This window comes from Paenibacillus sp. GSMTC-2017 (genome assembly GCF_016019935.1).
Taxonomy (GTDB): domain Bacteria; phylum Bacillota; class Bacilli; order Paenibacillales; family Paenibacillaceae; genus Pristimantibacillus.
This window is the reverse complement of sequence record NZ_JAECMT010000001.1, coordinates 766,137-787,053: the sequence shown is the minus strand read 5'-3', so window position 1 is coordinate 787,053 and position 20,917 is coordinate 766,137. Positions and strand designations below refer to the sequence as shown.

The following is a 20,917-nucleotide window of genomic DNA, read 5'->3' as shown; positions in this document are numbered from 1 at the left end:
TTTATTGTTTTGGAACTGACTTCAATTAGAGAGTAATACTTAGCTTGATTATAAGCTCTCCATCTTTTACTTCTACTGATTTTGCTTTTAGCATTTCTAAAATTAAACCTGGATAAAAGCCAAGATCAAATTCTTCCTCTAAAGCTGCACGGGTAGTGTCCGGTAGAACAAAACCGTTAAATACAAGCTCATCAACATGGAACAAGATGCCGTTAACTGGCTCATTCTCGACGCTATATTGACCCGTAATACTTATTTCAATATTATCTCGTTTTCCAGATGCTGTTATTTTGTTATCTTTAAACTGAAATGAGAAATGTTTAAATTTTTCGTCCTGTTCTATTAAGAAGGCATTCAGCTTATCTTCTGGCACACGTATCGTATATTGAAATCCTTTAATTTCGAGTAGATCTTTATTGTCTTGAATCCATGAAGGTAATTCACCCATTGCAGTTGAAAGGGCTTTAAAGTATTCTCTTACTTCCGAAAGCCCTTCTTTTTCCCAAAAAGAAGTCAGTTCCTCGATCATAAGTTTAATTTTATCGCTGTCGGATCGTCCATCAAGCTGACCGGCAAGATCACTTTCAAGTGCCAGTACACGTTTCTTTTGATCTTGCAACTTTTGCTCAATATAGATGAGTTCGGCTTGTTTTCCTTCGAGCAACCCGTAATTGTTTTTTAATTGTTCGTAATGCCCTATATATTCGTTTAAGGTATGTTTGTCTTGTGATACGATAATGTCAATATAGTCCAATATACGAAAAAAGTTCGACCATGACTTTGATGTTAAGAGAGCTGAATAAAGCTGATCACGCTCTCCCATATAATAGGCACGCAGCACATCCCCCGCTTGCTCCCTTTTATTAGAAATTGTTTGTTCTTGTATAGCGAGCTGTTTCTCAGCTTCAGTCATCGTAAGCAATAGTGTTTGCTTTTCGGATTGAATTCTACTAATTTCTTTATCAATCTCGATAACGGAGAGGCTTTTCTCAAGGAGTGAATGTACATCCTCGGTAGGCGTAGGCAGCTGCTCAGCAACAATAGGGAGTCGGGTCATGAACAGAGCGCTGACAAGCAATACAATACATGCAGTCGCGATTCGTTCTACAGTCAACGTTATTCTCCCTCCTTAAGCGTTAGTTTATGCGGCAGACTAATCTATTATATCTTACAATTAGAAAAGGATGAACAAGCTATGACTATAATGCCGATTACTCCAATCGCAACTAAAATAACAGAACGAATCTCCCACTCGATATATAAGGGTATTAAGAAGGATAGCGTTGAACATGAAAAACTCGTGCCTTGCATTTCGTTCCATGACTATATGGACATATGTCTCTATGATGAAGTGTACGGTTATTATCGAGCGGGTGCGATTAGAGTTGGGAAGGAAGGGGATTTCTACACCAGCTCGGCAGTCGGCAATGTTATGGGAGAAGTGATCGCACAGTACGCGTTAACTTATAGTAAAGAACAGAACAAACGGATGTTATTAGGTGAATGGGGAGCGGGAACAGGAACACTTTCCGCAGCTATCTCCTCAGCAGGTTATCGATTAAATAAGGATTGGGAGGACCGTTTTCATTCGGTACTTATTGAAAATCACAGTGGTCATGTTGATGCTGTACAAAATAGTTTCCAGAAGGTTGGCATCAACAAAATACCAGCAGTACTCTCTTCTGAGCAGTTGGTAGAAAGTGCAAATGAATGGTTCACTTGTCCTTATTTATTTATTGCAAATGAACTTCTAGATGCATTTCCTGTTCATCGTGTAATGAAAAGAGGAGGTAAGTTCTTTGAGCTTGGAGTAGCTTATTCAGAGGGAGAAGGGTTTTATTACGTTCAGATGGAGCTTACTAACTCTTGCCTTTCTAGTTGGTTAGAACGTGATGGCATCTTATTATACGAAGGCCAAGTGACAGAGATTTGTCCTAGGGTTGTCGAATGGCTTAACTTATTGGCTAGTCTCACTAGCGAAGGTAGACTACTCTTAATTGATTATGGTCACGAAGCTGAGGAATATAGTGCGGAGCATCGAATGGAAGGTACTTTAATGACCTACTCGAAACATCGTGCAAGCGATTCTCCATTTGAACGACCTGGAGAGCAAGATATTACCGCCCATGTTTCATTTACTTTTGTTCGTCGATCGGCAGAAGAAGCAGGTTTTAACGTTGTTTATTTTGACACACAGAAGCAATTTCTTATCGATTACGGTGCGCTGAGTCTACTTCGTGATCATGATGGAAAGGATCCGTTTAGTGACACAGCTAAACGAAATCGAGCTATACGGCAACTATTGCTGAGTGATGGAATGAGCGAATCCTTTAAAGTAATGATTTTAGAAAAAAAAGGATCATAAAAATGAAAAAGATGTCAACCGAATGCGGCTGGCATCTTTTTTGATTTCTTTTGTTAAAAAGGCATGTCCATCTGGAAGACTGACCAATAGGTGAATCCAATGAATGAAACTCCCATATATCCCCAGAACATCATTATGTACGTTCGTTCGGAGAAATTCAAGTAACCTAGAAATACAAACGCTACAGCTTGAGCAAAAAACAACAATGCAAACTCAGGCATGTGGCCTGCGAAAGCCATTAATCCGATGACTAAACACCAGAAACCAAGTACTCGATACATGCGTGCCATGATACATCCCCCTTTACAGCTGACCCGATTTTCTAATGATCATTATAACGTTTGCATATAACAGTGTAAACCTTTAGACGTGACGAAATCATAATTTTTTTTTGTCCCGTAAAGGATTGCGTAGCAATAGTTTGTACAACATTATGACTATTCATGTATGAGGAATCAAAAAAATGGTTATACAATTTAGTATCCAATAGATTCTATGAACTCTACCAAGAGCATAGAAATAAGTAAGCGCCTTTTACGTTAGGAGGTTTTGATTGCATGACAGCAGTTAGACAAGATGCGTGGAGTCCTGATGATGATCTCATTCTCGCTGAGGTAACACTCCGTAATATTCGAGAAGGAAGCACTCAACTCGCAGCATTCGAAGAAGTAGGCGAAAGAATTGGTCGCACATCTGCGGCTTGTGGATTTCGTTGGAACAGTTGTGTACGTAAACGATATGAGGATGCTATCCAAATTTCGAAGCAACAACGTCAGAAACGCAATTATTTAAAGAAGCAAACGGTAACACCAACTTCACAAGTATCCTCATTAGCGGTATTTGAGACTGAGGAGCGTTCTTTCAAACAAGATGTCAGTTCTCTGGATGAAGGACTGTCGGTAGACGCAGTCATTCGTTTCTTGCGCGGCTTCAAAACAACCTATCAGGATTTGTCTCGTCAGATCAGATTGTTTGAGAAAGAAGTAAAAGACAAAGATGAAGATATTTATCGTCTTCGTATCGAAAATGAGAGATTGACCAGAGAAGTAAATAGCGCGCAAACAGATTACCGTACAGTCAATGACGATTACAAAACATTAATACAAATTATGGACCGTGCGCGTCGTCTGACCGTGTTATCAAGCGAAGAAGAAGTAAAGCCGCGTTTTAAAATGGATGCAAATGGTAATTTGGAACGTATTGAATAATGATAGTGGTATGCAAGGGACCTGCCGATAGTAAATCGGCAGGTCTTTCCATTTGAAAAAGGGTAAGTGTATAATACGATGAATGGAAGATCTTGAAAGAGGATGGATGACTACATTGCGTATTGATGTTATTGGTGGTGGCTCTATTGGGCTTCTTTATGCCGCAAGGTTGGCTATATCAGGAGCTAGTGTTACGGTTTGGACTCGAACTCACGAACAATCAGATATCATTAATCGTGAAGGTATTCGATTTATGAAGGATAACGGTAGTGCGGAGGAAGTAATAGCTGTATCTAGTGAATGGTTGACTAGTGAGCGTATCAGTTCCCTGCAACAATTAAGCTCTAATTGGATTATATTAGCGGTTAAACAGACAGATATTACTGAACAATTGCTCCAGTTAATTCATATGATGTCTTTTCGTTTAGAAGAAGGTTCCGCTATTGTCTGCTTGCAGAATGGGATTGGTCATATAGAAAAGCTTACTACGCTAGACTTAAAGATTCCGGTTTATGCAGCAGTGACGACAGAAGGTGCTAAGCGTGAAGATAAACGTACAGTACGTCATACAGGTATTGGACAGGTTTGGATTAGTGAAGAAGCTGAAAATGACCGTAATCGTGAACAAATAGACGTAATATCTCAAAAAATGTTTATAGACTATCTGAAAAAGGCAGGATTTGACGTTTTTCTGTCGAATGAGATCAATAAACGAGTTTTCCAAAAATTGCTGATTAATGCTGTTATTAATCCACTCACTTCAATTTTTGATAGTACTAATGGAGAGCTTCCAAAACATATAAAGCGATTAGATATCATGAAAGCATTATTTGATGAAACGGTAATTGTTCTTCAAGCAACAGGTATGGATGTACCAGAAGATAGTTGGGAACGACTGCTCGATGTATGCCAGAAGACAAGCTCTAACATATCTTCTATGTTAGGGGATGTTCGCGCGGGGCGTCATACAGAAATAGATGCAATCAATGGTGCAATTGTAAGATTAGCTGAACAACACCAATTGAAAGCGCCGATGAATGAATCTGTCATTGCAATGATTAAAAGTTATAAACTGGACCATAACAATAAGGAGTGAACGGGCATGGGTGCGCTTTGGAATAGCTTTGAGAAGCTCTATACGGTGTTGGCAGTTATTCCTCTTCTGCCATTTGCAATCGTTCTATTCGGATATGGAGCCTATATACAAAATCGAAAAAAAGCACTTCTAATGGCGATGGATGTGTCAAACATTTTTTTTGTATTATGTGTAGCAGGTCTATTTAATATTTTGTTTGACAATAGATTTGGGTTATATGGCATTTTGTTGTTTATGCTTCTTGGCGGTGGATTGTTAGGTAACGCTCAGTTTCGCAAACGAGGTAGTGTAGATGTCAAAAAGATTTTTAGGATGATTTGGCGACTTAGCTTTTTTGCAATGAGTGTGCTGTATCTATTGTTTATGGTAATTATGCTAGGAAGAGTTGTTTTTTCAGTCGCATAATGAAGAGAAATGAAGACGTCTCTCCACTATCGGGAGGCGTTTTTTATTTTGACGGTTAGCTTCATCTTTGTGTACAATGACTGTGGAAATACTTTTGATGGAGAGGGCAAACGAGATCATCATACAAATAGATAAATACGGGAGGTCGCTCGCTACGTTATGACTACTGAATCGTATCAACTTTCAAGCGCTCAGCCCTTGACAGAAGCGTATATTCATCGGACGGATTCCCGGTTAAATACGTTGTTTGGCTATCATTCTGGTTGTGAGCAGGATTGGGAGAAACGTGCCAATTCATTGCATAATAATTCGAATACTCGAGCATCTTCACTAGATGTTGCAAACGTACTACGCCTTTATAATAAAAGGATGAATGCAACGGAAGAGACGATGTCAGCCATTTCATCCCTTGCAGAAGGTTCTCCAGTTGTTATAGGAGGACAGCAGGCAGGATTGTGGACGGGTCCGCTACTTGTTATACATAAAGCGGTATCCATCATTAAGGCCGCTAAATCGGCAAGTGAGCAGCTAGGAATCACTGTTGTACCCCTGTTCTGGATTGCTGGTGAGGATCATGATTGGGATGAAGCAAATCACACTTACGTCATTACTTCTGACCAAGAATTACGAAAATTATCTGTAGCTAGGCCAGAAGGTGCACGCACCTCGGTGAGTCGAACTTTATTATCTTCTGACACTTGGGTTCGATTGATTGAGGAGCTAGAACAATCGTTGCCTCATTCCGAATTCAAACCACAGTTGCTTGAACAGCTCACTGATATGTCCAAAGGATCATATTCACTTTCAGATATGTTTGCTCATATGTTAAGCCATCTGTTTGGTCGTGAAGGATTAGTTCTGCTTGATGCAGATGATCCTGAACTTCGGAAGCTTGAATCCCCAATGTTTTCACGTATGCTTGAACATAATGATGAGTTAGAATCAGCGTACGTGTCTACAGGCGAAGCAATCAAGGAGTTTGGCTATGCATTACAAGCTGAAGTTACTGCAAGCAGTGCGAATATATTCCTCTTCCATCCGGATAGAGGTGAAGAAAGAGTGCTGCTATACAAGCGTAACGGAGGATATGAGGATCGTAAGGGGATTTCTTCGTGGACGAAAGAGGAATTACTCCAGATAGCTGCTGAGAGGCCGCAACTATTAAGCAATAATGTACTAACACGCCCGCTCATGCAAGATTATTTATTTCCAGTATTAGGAACAGTGCTTGGTCCAGGAGAGATTGCTTATTGGGCATTAACTGGTGAAGCATTCAAAGTGCTTGGCATGGAAATGCCAATACTTGTTCCTAGAATGTCCTTTACTCTTGTTGAAGGCATTGTAGCTAAAAATATGGAGAAATATGATTTGACATTTGCTGATGTGATGGAACGTTTCGACGCGCGCAAGGAGAAGTGGCTCAAGGATCAAGATAGCTTAGCGATTGCAGAAAAATTTGGTATCGTAAGGGCCAATTTCGAAGCGTCATATAAGCCGCTGGTTGATCTTGCAGCTTCTATTCAGCAAGGCCTCGCTAAGCTCGGAGACACCAATATGACAAAAATATTGGAGCAAATCGATTACATGGAGTCAAAAACGACCGATGCACATCAGAAACAATTTGAAGCATCGATTAGACAGCTCGAACGTATCCGATTAGCGTTACACCCGTCTGGCAAGCCACAAGAGCGAGTCGTTACGATGGTAGCCTACTGGAATCGATATGGTAATTCATGGCTTCATAATCTGCTTGAGGCGCCTTATAGTCGCACGGGCGGGCATGAAATCGTATATTTATAAAGGTAATTAGTAAATACAAACATTATCTTGGAGGGATTATACGTTATGAGTACATTGGATAAGAGCATCATTGCAGACCCGACGCTTGCACCAGAAGGTCATTTGAAAATTGATTGGGCAAGCGCGCATATGCCAGTTTTGAATCGCATCAAAGAGCAATTCGAGCAAGAGAAGCCTTTTCAAGGATTAAAAGTAACGATCTCACTTCATCTTGAAGCAAAAACAGCGTATTTAGCCAAAGTTGTTAAAGCTGGCGGAGCTGAAGTTACGATAACGGGAAGTAACCCTCTTTCTACCCAAGATGATGTTTGTGCAGCACTAGTGGAGGACGGAATTACCGTATTTGCTAAATACAATCCTTCACCTGCTGAATTTAAAGCACTTAACATGAAGGCATTGGAGAGCAAACCTGATCTGCTAATCGATGATGGTGGAGATTTAGCTACTTTGCTCCATTCTGAAAGTAAGGAACATGCTGTTAATCTTCGTGGTGGAGCTGAAGAAACAACAACTGGTATCATTCGATTGCGTGCGATGGAAAAAGACGGTACATTAAACTTCCCGATGGTAGCGGTCAATGATGCATTCTGCAAATATTTATTCGACAACCGCTATGGAACAGGCCAATCTGTATTTGATGGCATTAACAGAACAACAAATCTCGTTGTAGCAGGAAAAACGGTTGTTGTTGTTGGTTATGGTTGGTGCGGTAAAGGTGTTGCGATGCGTGCAAAGGGTCTTGGTGCAACAGTTATCGTAACAGAGATTGATGCAATTAAGGCGGTTGAAGCTTACATGGACGGCTTTGCTGTTATGCCTATGAAAGAAGCTGCTAAGCTTGGTGATATGTTCGTAACTGTAACAGGTAATCGTGATGTTATTCGCGGAGAGCATTATGAGGTTATGAAAAATGGAGCCATCTTGTCCAATGCAGGTCACTTTGATGTAGAAGTGAATAAAGTTGAGCTTGAAGCGATGTCTACTAGCAAACGAACAGTTCGCCGCAACATTGAGGAATACAAGTTGCAAGACGGACGCAGCATTTATTTACTAGCTGAAGGTCGACTTGTAAACCTTGCAGCTGGCGATGGCCACCCTGCGGAAATTATGGATATGACGTTTGCACTTCAAGCGATGTCTTTAAAATATGTAAACGAACAGTATAAAGCAATTGGCAGTAAAGTCGTGAATGTACCGTATGAGTTAGACGAGGAAGTTGCGCGTCTTAAACTTGAGTCTCTTGGTTTCGGTATCGATAAGTTAACGAGTGAACAAGTTGCTTATCTAGATAGCTGGGTAGAACACGAATAAGCTATTATTCGATATTATATTATAATTAAAAATCACCTTTCATTTAGCCTTCATTGGGTTAGTGGAAGGTGATTTTTTTGTGTTAAGGGAATTTGCGTGGGAAAGTTTAATAAAAAACGTTTTTTACATATGTTTACTAATTATTTAATGTGATATGTTTGAAAAACAATAGTTAAAGGAGGGTTGAATAGGATGAAGCTCGTGCGAATTTGCATTGGAATGTTAATTTTAGTGTTACTAGTTACAGGTTGTACAAAATCAGCAGTTGAAAATAATAAGGAGGTTCCAGTGGTCATAGAAAGTTTGCAACCATCTACTCCATTAAGTGAAGAAACTGAAAGTTCGAAAGAAACAATTCCTCCCAGCAAGTTCGATCAACTGCACACTTATATACAGGATAAAGAACAACAAATCCGCAGTGTTATCGTATCTCGAGATGAAGACATTATTTTTGAAGAATACTATGGCGATGCTACAGAAAGTACTTTAAACCATGTCAGGTCTGTAACAAAAAGCGTGTTGTCCGCACTTATAGGAATTGCTATTGAAGAAGGTTTTATTAAAGATATTGACCAGAAAGTAGAAGAGTTTTTCCCTGAATATATGACGAAAGAGACTCATCCACAAGTAGATGAAATTACGATTAAACATTTGCTTACGATGACCTCGGGCATTCCTTATAATTATATGAATTATAGCTCATGGATTAGTGCTGATAATCCAATAGAGACGACATTAGCACTTGATCTCATAACAGATCCAGGGGCAGATTTTTATTACAATGATCCTGGAGTACATATTCTTTCAGGAATAATTTCGAAAACTACTGGAATGAAAGCTAGTGACTTTGCCGAAAAGTACTTATTCGATGAGCTTGGAATTCATTCTTATGAATGGCCAACGGATCTTCAAGGAAATAATTTCGGTCCTGCTGAGCTTGAGCTAACGGCAAGAGATATGTTGAAATTCGGTCAGCTGTATTTAAATAAAGGAAAATGGAATGGTAAAACGGTTGTACCAGCCGGTTGGGTTGATGAATCTGTGACAGCACATACGGATGGTGGACTTCCCTCTGGCGGGAAATATGGATACTTGTGGTGGGTGACGCAAGTGAACGATTATACGAGCTATTATGCAATGGGTTATGGTGGGCAATTCATATATATCATTCCTGAACTAGATCTTGTTACTGTCATAACATCAGGTCTCGACAGACATTATGAAGGGAACAAAATGCTAGTCGAGCAATTTGTTATACCAGCCATTATAAACACTAAATAATGTGATTTTCACTTGGAAACCTTTTCAAGTTTAGTTCCGTCTATTGGATTGATGGGAACGATATAAGGGGGTAGTCCAATGGGTGAAACAAAAGGTTCAGCGGTCCCGAAAAGATATATAAAACAAGGGCTCTCGCTAGTCATCACGCTTCTGCTAGTTATTGCTGTCCTTGCAGGCTGTTCTTCATCGGAATCAGATGGAGAAAGTAAGAAAAGTGTAAAGAACGATGCATTTACTGAAGCAAGCAAGGTTAAATATGAAAGTGCCGCAAGTGAGCAAGAAATTATAAGTAATTATGAGGCTGGACAACCAGAGGAATTAGCTCTGACAACAACTGCAGCAGGAAGTTCTGATGATGTTTCTGCTAATGCGACAACCACTGTTGGTTCAGCGCAAGGTAAAATCATCTACTCTGCTAATATCGTGATGGAAGTTGACGACCTGAAGGAGACGACGAACAAATTAAAAAATGTTATACATCTGAGCGGAGGTTATACGTTAGCGTTTAACGATAATCGCTCTGACGGTGAAATTGCAGCAAGCTACACGATTAAAGTACCTGCCAAAGGGTTTATGTCATTTATCGAAGATATTGCAAAGATAAAAAACAATCACTTTGGGCAAAGTCTTTCTGGGGAAGATGTAACGGAACAATACGTTGATTTGGAGTCTAGACTTAAAGCAAAGCAGTTGGTGGAGCAACGACTAATTATTATGATGGAGAAAGCGACTAAAGCGGCAGATTTGCTACAATTTTCAAACCAATTAGGAGCTATTCAAGAAGAAATTGAAGCGATCAAAGGAAAAATTCGATATTTAGACAATAATGTAGCATTGTCCACTATCGAGCTTCGCATAGTACAAACGGACCAGACACTTCAAACCAGTAAAGCAAAAAAGGATAATAGCTTTGGGAGTCAGCTATCAGGTACTTTATCAGGAAGTGCTAATGTTGTAGTCGAAGCAATTAAGTGGATTATCATCATATTTGTTGGCGCATTACCCGTTCTAGCAGTGCTAGCTATTGTATTTATTCCCATACGTATACTAATGAAACGCCGTAGTTATCAGGGGAAATGGAATAGGAGTAAGGTCCCAGAACAAAGTAAAGAATCGTCGGATAAAGATGATTAATAGGGTAAAATATATTTTTTTCAAATCCTGCTCCCAGAGCAGGATTTTTATTTTAGGTGGCGAATTAGTGTATCAAGGTGGGGAAAAGTGGGGCGAAGTGGAGTGAAAAGGGGAAGGGGTGGAGCGAAACTATGTTTATGGGTGAATATCAACATAGCATTGATGAGAAGGGACGTATCATTATTCCTTCAAAATTTCGCGACTCTCTTGGAACAACTTTTGTTGCAACCCGTGGACTCGACAACTGCTTATTCGTATACCCCTTAACCGAATGGAGTGTACTAGAGCAAAAGCTTAAGACACTTCCACTGATGAAGTCAGATGCGCGTGCATTTACACGATTTTTTTTCTCTGGTGCAACGGAATGCGAGCTTGATAAACAGGGAAGGGTAAATATACCGGTTCATCTTCGTGAATACGCGAAGCTAGATAAAGAATGTATGGTGCTTGGTGTTTCCGGTAGAGTGGAAATATGGAGTAAGCAAACTTGGGATGGTTACTACGAGCAATCTGCGGAAGCATTTAACGATATTGCTGAGAAGCTCGTGGATTTCGATATTAACTTCTAGATAAACAACAAGAATAGGGAGGACTTTAGCGTGTTTCAGCATATTACAGTTTTATTGGAAGAAGCGGTTGACGGATTGGCAATTAAGCCAGACGGTATATACGTCGATTGTACGCTTGGAGGAGCGGGGCATAGCGAGTTAATTGCATCCCGACTGGGCGCTGGAGGACGTTTGATCGCATTCGACCAGGACGACTGGGCGCTCGACAACGCACGCAAAAGACTTGCACCATATATAGATAAAGTGACTCTAGTAAAGAGTAATTTCCGATATCTTGAGCAAGAGCTTCATGGATGTAATGTGCCGATGAAAGACGGTGTTCCACAGGTTGACGGTATTTTATTCGACCTTGGTGTATCTAGTCCACAGCTAGACGAAGCTGAGCGTGGCTTCAGTTACAATCATGATGCTCCACTAGATATGCGGATGGATCGTGACGGTGATTTGACCGCTCATGAAATCGTCAATACGTGGGATGAACGAGATATTGCCCGAATTTTGGATCGCTATGGTGAAGAAAAATTTGCTAGATCCATTGCTCGGAAAATTATAAAAGCAAGAGAAACAGCACCTATCGAAAAGACTGGTGAATTAGCAGAGTTAATTAAATCTGGTATACCAGCAGCTACAAGGCGAACAGGTGGTCATCCAGCAAAACGTTCGTTTCAAGCATTTCGAATTGCAGTTAATGATGAGCTTGGTGCTGAGGAAGAAGCGTTAGAACAAGCTATTAGATGTTTGGCACCCGAGGGGCGGGCGTCAGTCATCACGTTCCATTCACTGGAAGATCGTATTTGCAAACAAATCTTCGCAAAATATGTGGAGAAATGTACTTGCCCATCCGACTTTCCGCTATGTGTATGTGGAACGAAAGGTATTGTTAAATTGGTTAATCGCAAACCGATCTTGCCTAGTGAAAGAGAGCTTGAACTCAATTCTCGCTCTAGATCAGCCAAGCTTAGAGTTGCGGAAAAATTGTAAGAGGGGGATATCTAGTGGCGTACATTAATGGTAATCTGGCGCTTCAGCCGAAGCGAAAACCGCAACAACAGCAGGTTATTAAAGAAACAAAACGGACTTTAGTCAAAAGAAAGTCTTTGCCTGTTCAGGAGAAATTGCTTTATTTGTTCACAGTATTGATCTGCGTTGTCGTGGCTGGAGTCATTATTTTTAGGTACGCACAAATCTATGATATGAATCTCCAGATCAAAAAAATGAACACGGAATATAACAGTTTGAACATTGAGATGGAAGAGCTTAAAAAGCAAGTTGAGATGCTCAGTGATCCTGAGCGCATTCGAAAGATGGCAGTATTGCAAGGGATGGTTAACAACCTTGAAGGTGGCATTACAGTGAATAAGGGAGAAATCAATCCGGAAACAGCCATGCGTGAATAAGGTGGGATATGATGAGTAAGCGGATTAGATTACGTACATTATTATTTGGAGGGGTAATGACCCTCCTTTTTCTCGTTCTAATTGGTAGAACCTATTATGTACAAATTGTAGACGGCGACAAGTATTATCAATTAGCAGCAAAAAGGTGGTCGACAGCAGAAACATTAACGGGGAAAAGAGGATCAATAACGGATCGAGATGGTAATATACTTGCTATGGATACGATTGCCTATAACGTTTCTGTTAATCCTCAAATCATTCATGATGCAGCGATTGTAGAGGAGGTAATTGACGGGCTAAATGCGATATTAGATGTGCCAAAAGATGAACTGCGAAAGATTGTGACGGCGAAAAATGATAAAGGGAAGTTCTATATTCACCGAGAATTGCGAAATGGTGGTTGGCAAATCGATAAGCCGTTAGCTGATAAGTTGACTACATTCAGCGATGAACTGGAAAAGAAGCTGCTTAGCAATAAGAAAGTCGTGGATTCTGGCATTTATCTCTCACCTACTTTGAAACGTTTCTATCCAAGTAAAACGCTAGCCTCCCAAGTTGTAGGATACGTTAGTAAGAACGGTAAACATATGACCGGTATAGAGGGTGCTTTCAATGATGAGCTCAAAGGTGAGGATGGCTATATCGTTTATCAAAAAGATGGTAAACGGGTACAGCTTTCTAAGGGAGATGTAGAATATAAAGAAGAAGTGAATGGCAAAGATGTTGCGCTTACGATAGATAGCGATATTCAACGTTATGTGGAGGAAGCACTTAGAGATGTTGTTTCGAAATATGCTCCAAAAAGTGCGACAGCAATCGCAGCTGATCCTAATACGATGGAAATTTTAGCGATGGCGAACATGCCAGAGTTTGATCCTAATGAATATTGGAAAAGTGATTACGCCAACTCTTATAACCATGCAGTTGGATCTCTCTATGAGCCAGGTTCTACGTTCAAAATCGCAACGTTAGCTGCTGCTGTTGAAGAGGGAGTTTTTGATCCAGAGGAATTTTATAAATCAGGAAGCTACAAAGTTCCAGGCGATCCGAGAGTTATACGCGATCATAATCGGGTTGGTTGGGGAACAATTAAATTCATAGAAGGTTTGAAACGATCTAGTAACGTTGCATTTGTCAAGATGGGATATGAAGGACTTGGCGCAGATAAGCTGAGAGATTATTACAGTCGTTTCGGATTTGGTCAAAAGACGGGTATTGAGCTTGGTAATGAAGCTACAGGAACAATTCAATTCCATTACAATCGTGATATTGCTGCTGCTACATTTGGTCAAGGTGGAGTAGCAGTTACACCCATCCAACAGGTTGCGGCGGTAGCCGCAGTAGCTAATGGTGGGAAGTTGTTAGTGCCACATATAGTGAAGAGTAAGACGGACCCGGAGACGAAAGAAACCACTCTCACAGAACCAAAGGTTGTGCGCCAAGTTATTTCTGAAGAAACTTCGCGCCTCGTAGGTGGTTATTTGGAACAAGTTGTATCTGACCAAGATCAAGGTACTGGTAAAAATGCATACATTGAAGGCTACCGTATTGCTGGTAAGACGGGCACAGCTCAAAAGGTAGTAAATGGAAAGTATTCTACTACAAAATTTATGGTATCTTTTATTGGTTATGCACCGGTGGAAAATCCAAAGATCGTGTTATATGTCGCTGTCGATGAGCCGAACAATTCACTTGTAGGCGGTGGTACGGTCGCAGCGCCAGCTTTCCGAGAAATTATGTTAAAGAGCTTACGCAAAATGGGTATAGCACCTAGTAAGGAATTTGAAGTTGATGTGAAGTCAGAAGAAGTTCATGTTTCGATCCCACAATTAAAGGATCTGAAAATTGCGCAAGCAAAAGCAGAGCTTAAGGCTAAATCAGTTACTTTCGAGATTGTTGGAAACGGTGGTACGGTACTACAACAAATTCCTGCTGCAGGCTCGGTCATACATCCTACCCAGCGCGTTTATCTCATTACAGAGCAACGTGATAAACTACCAGTGCCAGATTTAACGGGAGTTTCGCTACGTGATGCGCTTGAGCTGACTTCACTCGTTGGTGCCAAGCTCATTACGGAAGGTACGGGATATGTTGTTTCGCAGAAGGTTGAAGAAGTAGATAAAAAACGCATTGTACGTGTAAAGCTCTCTCCTCCAATCGGATCTGAACAATATGTTGAGCTTCCAGTTGAGTCGACTGCACAGGATGAGAGTGCTGGTACGGAAGCTGAAAGCTCAGGTGAAACTGAAGGAGCAGATGACGCCGCTAATGATGAAGCAGTAGAAGGCAATACTAGCGAATCAAATAATGAGATTGATACTGGTATATCCCATAGCGGCGAGAACTAGCGAAGTGATCATATAGCTTGTTCTATCCCCCTCTTGTCCAGAATATGCTGGGAATGAGCGTTAGCGTACGCTCCTTACGAAGCTAAGGGCGAGGGGGAAGTGGAATGAAGGTATCAAATGTAACAGTTAGGCGACGTCTGTTCATTGTGTTGATATTGGCTGGCGTGGCATTTATAGCGCTATGTTTGCGGCTTGGTTATGTCCAGCTTTGGAAGGGAGCGGAGCTTGCTGAAAGAGCAGAAAACTCTTGGAGGCGCGATATTCCTTATGTGGCTAAGCGCGGCGAGATTTGGGATCGTAATGGAGTTCAATTAGCATACAATGTGAGCTCTCCTACCGTCTGGGCATTGCCGGTTCAAGTTAAGGACCGTGAAGGCTCCGCTGCAATATTGGCTAAGATGCTTGATATGCCAGAAGAGAAAATTCTTACTAAGCTAAAAACAAAAAAAATGATCGTTCAACTTGGACCTGGCGGACGTAAGATTACGCAAGAAAAGGCAAAAGAAATACAGGAGCTCAATCTTCCCGGTATCGTAATTGCAGAGGATAACAAAAGATTTTACCCTTACGGCAGTCTTGCTGCTCATTTGCTCGGATTTACTGGCATTGAGAATCAAGGGTTAACCGGAGTTGAATCAAAATATAATGAGTCACTCAGCGGTACTCAAGGAAATGTTTCATTTCTCTCTGATGCTGCCGGTCGGCAAATGCCGAATTCATCAGACACCTATGTTCAGCCAAAAGAAGGTTTGACGTTGCAATTGACAATCGATCAAGGCGTTCAGGCTGTTATGGAGCGTGAGCTCGATCAAGCGATGACTTCGCTCCAGGCTGATAGCATTATCGCAATAGCGATGGATCCTCGTAATGGTGAAATATTAGGGATGGCGAGCCGTCCAACTTACGAACCTGATAAGTATAAGGAAGTACCATCGGAAGTGTATAATCGTAATTTACCGATATGGATGACTTACGAGCCAGGATCTACGTTTAAAATTATTACGCTTGCAGCGGCACTTGAGGAAAATAAAGTGGATCTGAATAAAGAGCGATTTTACGATCCTGGTGCAATTGAAATAGGTGGGGCACGACTTCGTTGTTGGAAGAAGGGCGGTCATGGCAGCCAAACCTTCCTAGAAGTTGTAGAAAATTCTTGCAACCCAGGTTTTGTTACACTTGGAAATCGGCTAGGCAAAGATATGTTATTTAATTACATTAAAAACTTCGGCTTCGGCACAAAAACCGGTATTGACATCGGAGGCGAAGAAAACGGAATTTTATTCAAATTAAGTCAAGTAGGTCCGGTTGAGCTAGCTACGACTGCATTTGGTCAAGGTGTATCTGTCACGCCAATCCAACAAATTGCTGCAGTTTCGGCAGCTATCAATGGAGGTACGCTCTACAAGCCGCATGTTGCAAAAGCATTGATAAATCGGGATACAGGTGAGACGATACAAACGATGGAGCCGGAAGTGGTTCGAACGGTTATATCAGAAGAGACGTCTAAACAAGTTCGAGAAGCGCTTGAAAGCGTAGTTGCCAAAGGAACCGGTCGTAATGCTTTCATCGACGGGTACCGTGTTGGTGGTAAGACTGGGACGGCCCAAAAGGTCATAAATGGACGTTATTCCACGAACGAACACATTGTTTCGTTTATCGGATTTGCACCAGCTGATGATCCTCAAATCGTTATTTATGTAGCTGTTGATAATCCTCAAGGCATTCAATTTGGAGGAGTAGTCGCAGCACCTATCGTTCGTAATATTATGGAAGATTCTTTAACAATTTTGGAAGTGCCTCCTCGTGAGAAACAGATCGATCGTGTTTACAAATACGGAGATACGCCAATCGTAACCGTACCCAACTTGCTTGGGAAAAGTGTAGCTGATCTATACGAGGATTTGAATATGAATTTTAATTTAACTTCTGCTGGTTCTGGTCAGTTTGTAGTCCGCCAAGCTCCAGCGGCTGGCACACGTGTTGACCGTGGTTCAACAATCCGAATCTATCTCGGAGATGAAGAAGATGTACCCCATTCCCATTGATTATTTTGGTAATTAACGCGATTGCTTTGGGCGGCATATAGTATTCCGTCAGAGTAATCGAGGGGGGCTTGAAGGGGATGCAGCTACATGATCTTACGAAATTGCTTTTAACTGCTAGTCTTATTGGGGATGGGGAAACGGTGTTTACAGATATAGAGAATGACTCTCGATCTGTAAAGCCAGGTCAGCTATTTCTGTGTGTACCAGGTTTGACGGTTGATGGTCATATATACGCTGATGAGGCGGTTCGGAGAGGAGCCGTCGCTATCGTTACAGAAAAAGTATTGGAAATAGATGTTCCCCAACTTGTTGTGAGAGACAGTAGATTAGCGATGGCTGTTATTGCTGATTATGTGTATGCACATCCTAGTGAGAGGGTAAGACTTATTGGCGTGACTGGTACAAATGGGAAAACGACAACAACCTATTTGATCGAGAAGATATTTAATGATCGACTTAAGGCTACAGGGGTCATTGGTACAATAGAATGGCGCTACGCCGATAAGTCTTACCCTATGAAAGGGACGACACCAGATGCACTAGAACTGCAAAGACAACTCGGTGAAATGCGAGATGCTAATATACAGTATTGCGCTATGGAAGTGTCATCTCATGCACTAGAGCAAGGACGAGTGAAAGGCTGTCGATTCCGTACTGCTATATTCACTAATTTGACTCAGGATCATCTAGATTTTCACGGATCGATGGAACAATACGCTGCAGCAAAAGGGTTATTTTTCTCCAGACTTGGCAATGCTTACTCAAAATCAATGGATGAACGATCTTATGCCGTTTTGAATAGTGATGATCCCGCTTCAAGACGGTATAGTATGTTAACTGCGGCAGAAGTAATCACATTCGGTGTGGAACAAGAAGCAGATGTGCGTGCTTCACAAATTCGGATATCACCACAAGGTACATTTTTCCATGTAGAATCCTTTCGTGGTTGTGCGGATATACAGTTAAAGCTTGCAGGGAAATTCAACGTATATAATGCATTGGCGGCTATTGCCGCAGCTTTGATTGAAGGAATCGAGTTATCCGATATAAAGAGATCGCTAGAGTCGATTCCTGGGGTGCCAGGAAGAGTTGAAAGTGTAGATGAAGGTCAAAATTTTTCTGTAATCGTTGATTATGCGCATACCCCCGACGGTCTAGACAACGTACTTAGAGCAGTTAATGAGATTGCTGAAAATCGAATTATTTGCGTTTTTGGTTGTGGCGGAGATAGGGATCGAACAAAACGGCCAATTATGGGACGAATTGCAGCACAATGTGCGAACTATATAATTGTGACATCAGATAACCCGAGAACGGAAGATGCTGAGTTGATCATACGAGACATAGAAGTAGGTCTCAAAGAGGTGGAAATTGACACCGATAATTATGCGCTGATTCCTGATCGGAAGGCTGCAATTCAAAAAGCGGTTGAAATGGCAAGCCCAGGAGATGTAGTATTGATTGCGGGGAAAGGTCATGAAACCTACCAGTTAATCGGAGGAGATATATATCCTTTCGATGATCGAATAGTAGCAAAAGAAGCGATAAGGAGATTATTACAGTGATCAAACGTTCGGTAAGTCAAATAGCTACCATGTGTGGTGCAAAATTAAAGGGAGGAGAACCAGATCAAGTAGTAGTCGGTGTTACGACTGACTCTAGGAAGTCTGGTGGTGGAGAACTATTTGTTCCTCTCGTGGGGGAACGATTCGACGGACATGACTATGCCGAGCAAGCTGCTGCCAGTGGTGCAAAAGCGATGTTATGGCAGAAAGATAAGGAAATTCCGTCTACTTTGCCTGGAGTATCGTTCCTACTTGTGAGAGATACGTTAGCTGCGCTTCAGCGATTGGCTGCTGCGTATAGAAGTGAACTTATGGTCCGAGTAGTAGGCATAACAGGCAGCAATGGAAAAACAACAACTAAAGATATGGTAGCTGCTCTACTTGGTACGCAATATTGCGTATTGAAAACAGAAGGCAATCTCAATAATCATATTGGTTTGCCTCTCACTCTTTTGAAGATGGATGAAGAAACAGAAGTAGCCGTTATTGAGATGGGTATGAGTGGCTTCGGAGAAATTGAGGAGCTTACGAAAATTGCACAACCCGATGCAGCGATTATTACTAATATCGGTGATGCTCATCTTTTACATCTTGGTTCAAGAGAAGGTATTGCGAAAGCTAAGTTAGAAATTGTTGCTGGGCTTGGAGAAAACGGTTTGTTGCTATATAACGGAGATGAGCCGCTACTTGCTCAAGGATTACAGTCGATGACAATACCGGATACAACAACGTTAAAAACGTTTGGACTACAAGACAATAATGAATGGTCTGCGCAACATATTTCGCTTGAACCATATAGCAGTAAGTTTATTGCGCTGCATAAAGGTGTTCCAAGTGGGCTTGGCACCGTTCAAATACCTACACCTGGTCGCCATAATATTAGTAATTCACTTGCTGCGATAGCGGTTGCTCGTTATTTCGGTGTGGGGCCAACGAACATTGAGAAAGGCTTTAGTACACTCCAATTGACAGGTATGCGTATCGAACCATCACGTGCCTTTAACGATGCGGTTATACTGAATGATGCATACAATGCGAATCCAACGGCGACGCGTGCTGCAATTGATCTCGTTGCAGGGCTAGAGGGCTTCGGACGGAGATGGATCGTTCTTGGAGATATGCTTGAACTTGGACCAGACGAAGTTGCTCTTCATCGAGAAATCGGTGAATATATTACAGGTGAGAAAGCAGAAGGTGTACTAACTTTCGGAGCACTGTCTGTGAATACGGCGGAAGGTGCTCGCCAGAATAGGCAAGAAGCTGCTCAAACCGAGATGGTGCATCACTTTGATGATAAAGATGCACTTGCCGAGTGGTTAAGGGAAAGATTGCTGCCAGACGATCTTGTACTCGTGAAAGGTTCCCGAGGCATGCGTATGGAGCAGGTTGTCCAAGCTTTGGAGAAGGGGTGAGGAAATGGATATGATGGTCATCTTATTTTCAATCGGTACTTCCTTTTTACTAGCTGTTCTGCTCGGGCCATTGTTCATACCTTTACTTCGCCGTCTGAAGTTTGGCCAACAGATTCGTACTGAAGGGCCGCAAAGTCATCTGAAAAAAAGCGGAACACCGACAATGGGCGGCATTATTATCATGATTGCCATGATGATTGCTTTCTTACGGTTTTCTGATAAAACAGGAGATTTCTGGGTGCTCCTTACCGCATCACTAGGTTTTGGATTAGTTGGTTTTCTAGACGATTATATTAAAATTGTTTTTAAAAGATCACTTGGTTTAACGGCAAGACAAAAGCTGTTTGGGCAACTTCTATTTTCTATTATCGTCTGTGCGTTACTATATAATATGAATCATAGTACAGAAATTGTAGTTCCTGGTACTGGTTTTGGATTTGATTTAGGTTGGTTTTATTATCCACTTGTAGTCATTATTTTGTTTGCAGCAAGCAATTCTGTTAACTTCACTGATGGCCTCGACGGACTTCTAGCAGGTACGAGTGCAATTGCATTTGGTGCGTTTACAATTGTTGCATTACAAGCATCTGCACATGAGTCTGCTGTATTTTCGGCTGCGATGGTTGGTGCAGTACTAGGATTTCTTATCTTTAATGCACATCCTGCGAAAGTATTTATGGGAGACATGGGTTCATTAGGTATCGGTGGGGGTATTGCAGCTGTAGCGATACTTACGAAAACAGAACTGCTCTTGATCATCATTGGCGGAGTATTTGTAATTGAAATGTTATCCGTTATTTTGCAAGTAGCATCCTTTAAGCTTAGAGGCAAACGTATCTTTAAGATGAGCCCTATTCATCATCACTTTGAGCTAGTTGGTTGGTCAGAGTGGAAAGTAGTAACTGTATTTTGGCTAGCAGGACTTATTCTAGCTGCGTTAGGTTTATTATTTGTTATATAAATATATACTCACATTAGGGC

Annotated in this window: 18 protein-coding genes; 16 read left to right on the top strand and 2 right to left on the bottom strand. The window is 41.4% G+C overall.

The genetic code is table 11. The features are described 5' to 3' along the window. Nucleotides 1-25: 25 nt before the first annotated feature. Nucleotides 26-1,114, bottom strand: a complete 1,089-nt coding sequence (locus I6N90_RS03730) for a coiled-coil domain-containing protein (protein WP_197934145.1) — start codon at nucleotides 1,112-1,114, stop codon at nucleotides 26-28. Nucleotides 1,115-1,195: 81 nt separating this feature from the next. On the opposite strand from I6N90_RS03730, the gene I6N90_RS03725 reads away from it, so the two are divergent. Then, nucleotides 1,196-2,365: a class I SAM-dependent methyltransferase gene (locus I6N90_RS03725; RefSeq protein ID WP_197934144.1), complete on the top strand. Its 1,170-nt coding sequence runs from the start codon at nucleotides 1,196-1,198 to the stop codon at nucleotides 2,363-2,365. A 53-nt stretch (nucleotides 2,366-2,418) separates the two neighbouring features. On the opposite strand, the gene I6N90_RS03720 is transcribed toward I6N90_RS03725, so the two are convergent. Further along, the gene (locus I6N90_RS03720; RefSeq protein ID WP_197934143.1) at nucleotides 2,419-2,655 is read right to left on the bottom strand and encodes a DUF2626 domain-containing protein; all 237 of its coding nucleotides are present in this window, start codon (nucleotides 2,653-2,655) and stop codon (nucleotides 2,419-2,421) included. A gap of 267 nt (nucleotides 2,656-2,922) precedes the next feature. On the opposite strand from I6N90_RS03720, the gene I6N90_RS03715 reads away from it, so the two are divergent. The 15 genes from I6N90_RS03715 (at nucleotide 2,923) to mraY (ending at nucleotide 20,897) form a co-directional block, all read left to right on the top strand. Next, nucleotides 2,923-3,573, top strand: a complete 651-nt coding sequence (locus tag I6N90_RS03715) for an RsfA family transcriptional regulator (protein ID WP_197934142.1) — start codon at nucleotides 2,923-2,925, stop codon at nucleotides 3,571-3,573. Nucleotides 3,574-3,679: 106 nt separating this feature from the next. After that, nucleotides 3,680-4,669, top strand: coding sequence for a 2-dehydropantoate 2-reductase (locus I6N90_RS03710; protein ID WP_197934141.1), 990 nt, complete (start codon nucleotides 3,680-3,682; stop codon nucleotides 4,667-4,669). Between the two features lie 6 nt (nucleotides 4,670-4,675). After that, the gene (locus I6N90_RS03705) at nucleotides 4,676-5,074 is read left to right on the top strand and encodes a DUF3397 domain-containing protein (RefSeq protein ID WP_197934140.1); all 399 of its coding nucleotides are present in this window, start codon (nucleotides 4,676-4,678) and stop codon (nucleotides 5,072-5,074) included. 159 nt (nucleotides 5,075-5,233) lie between these two features. After that, nucleotides 5,234-6,874 (top strand): bacillithiol biosynthesis cysteine-adding enzyme BshC, encoded by a 1,641-nt coding sequence (bshC, locus tag I6N90_RS03700; protein WP_197934139.1) that lies wholly within the window; start codon nucleotides 5,234-5,236, stop codon nucleotides 6,872-6,874. Between the two features lie 45 nt (nucleotides 6,875-6,919). Then, nucleotides 6,920-8,185 carry an adenosylhomocysteinase gene (locus tag I6N90_RS03695; RefSeq protein ID WP_197934138.1) on the top strand — a complete coding sequence of 422 codons (1,266 nt, stop codon included), beginning with the start codon at nucleotides 6,920-6,922 and terminating at the stop codon, nucleotides 8,183-8,185. Between the two features lie 192 nt (nucleotides 8,186-8,377). Next, a complete protein-coding gene (locus tag I6N90_RS03690) occupies nucleotides 8,378-9,466 on the top strand; it encodes a serine hydrolase domain-containing protein (RefSeq protein ID WP_197934137.1) in 1,089 nt (362 codons plus the stop codon). 78 nt (nucleotides 9,467-9,544) lie between these two features. Then, nucleotides 9,545-10,600, top strand: a complete 1,056-nt coding sequence (locus I6N90_RS03685; RefSeq protein ID WP_197934136.1) for a DUF4349 domain-containing protein — start codon at nucleotides 9,545-9,547, stop codon at nucleotides 10,598-10,600. 131 nt (nucleotides 10,601-10,731) lie between these two features. Next, complete coding sequence (mraZ, locus tag I6N90_RS03680; protein ID WP_197934135.1) at nucleotides 10,732-11,169, top strand: division/cell wall cluster transcriptional repressor MraZ; 438 nt, start codon at nucleotides 10,732-10,734, stop codon at nucleotides 11,167-11,169. 30 nt (nucleotides 11,170-11,199) lie between these two features. After that, on the top strand, nucleotides 11,200-12,150 hold the full coding sequence (gene rsmH / locus I6N90_RS03675; protein ID WP_197934134.1) for a 16S rRNA (cytosine(1402)-N(4))-methyltransferase RsmH: 951 nt from the start codon (nucleotides 11,200-11,202) through the stop codon (nucleotides 12,148-12,150). A gap of 14 nt (nucleotides 12,151-12,164) precedes the next feature. After that, complete coding sequence (gene ftsL / locus I6N90_RS03670) at nucleotides 12,165-12,566, top strand: cell division protein FtsL (RefSeq protein ID WP_197934133.1); 402 nt, start codon at nucleotides 12,165-12,167, stop codon at nucleotides 12,564-12,566. Between the two features lie 11 nt (nucleotides 12,567-12,577). Further along, nucleotides 12,578-14,914: a penicillin-binding protein gene (locus I6N90_RS03665; protein WP_197934132.1), complete on the top strand. Its 2,337-nt coding sequence runs from the start codon at nucleotides 12,578-12,580 to the stop codon at nucleotides 14,912-14,914. Nucleotides 14,915-15,018: 104 nt separating this feature from the next. After that, entirely contained in the window at nucleotides 15,019-16,959 is a 1,941-nt protein-coding gene (locus tag I6N90_RS03660; RefSeq protein WP_197934131.1) for a stage V sporulation protein D, read from the top strand. Between the two features lie 77 nt (nucleotides 16,960-17,036). Beyond that, nucleotides 17,037-18,524 carry a UDP-N-acetylmuramoyl-L-alanyl-D-glutamate--2,6-diaminopimelate ligase gene (locus I6N90_RS03655; protein ID WP_197934130.1) on the top strand — a complete coding sequence of 496 codons (1,488 nt, stop codon included), beginning with the start codon at nucleotides 17,037-17,039 and terminating at the stop codon, nucleotides 18,522-18,524. Then, nucleotides 18,524-19,936 carry a UDP-N-acetylmuramoyl-tripeptide--D-alanyl-D-alanine ligase gene (locus I6N90_RS03650; RefSeq protein ID WP_197934788.1) on the top strand — a complete coding sequence of 471 codons (1,413 nt, stop codon included), beginning with the start codon at nucleotides 18,524-18,526 and terminating at the stop codon, nucleotides 19,934-19,936. The genes I6N90_RS03655 and I6N90_RS03650 overlap by 1 nt, the downstream gene beginning before the upstream one ends. Before the next feature lie 4 nt (nucleotides 19,937-19,940). Then, nucleotides 19,941-20,897 carry a phospho-N-acetylmuramoyl-pentapeptide-transferase gene (mraY, locus tag I6N90_RS03645; RefSeq protein ID WP_197934129.1) on the top strand — a complete coding sequence of 319 codons (957 nt, stop codon included), beginning with the start codon at nucleotides 19,941-19,943 and terminating at the stop codon, nucleotides 20,895-20,897. Nucleotides 20,898-20,917 lie beyond the last annotated feature (20 nt).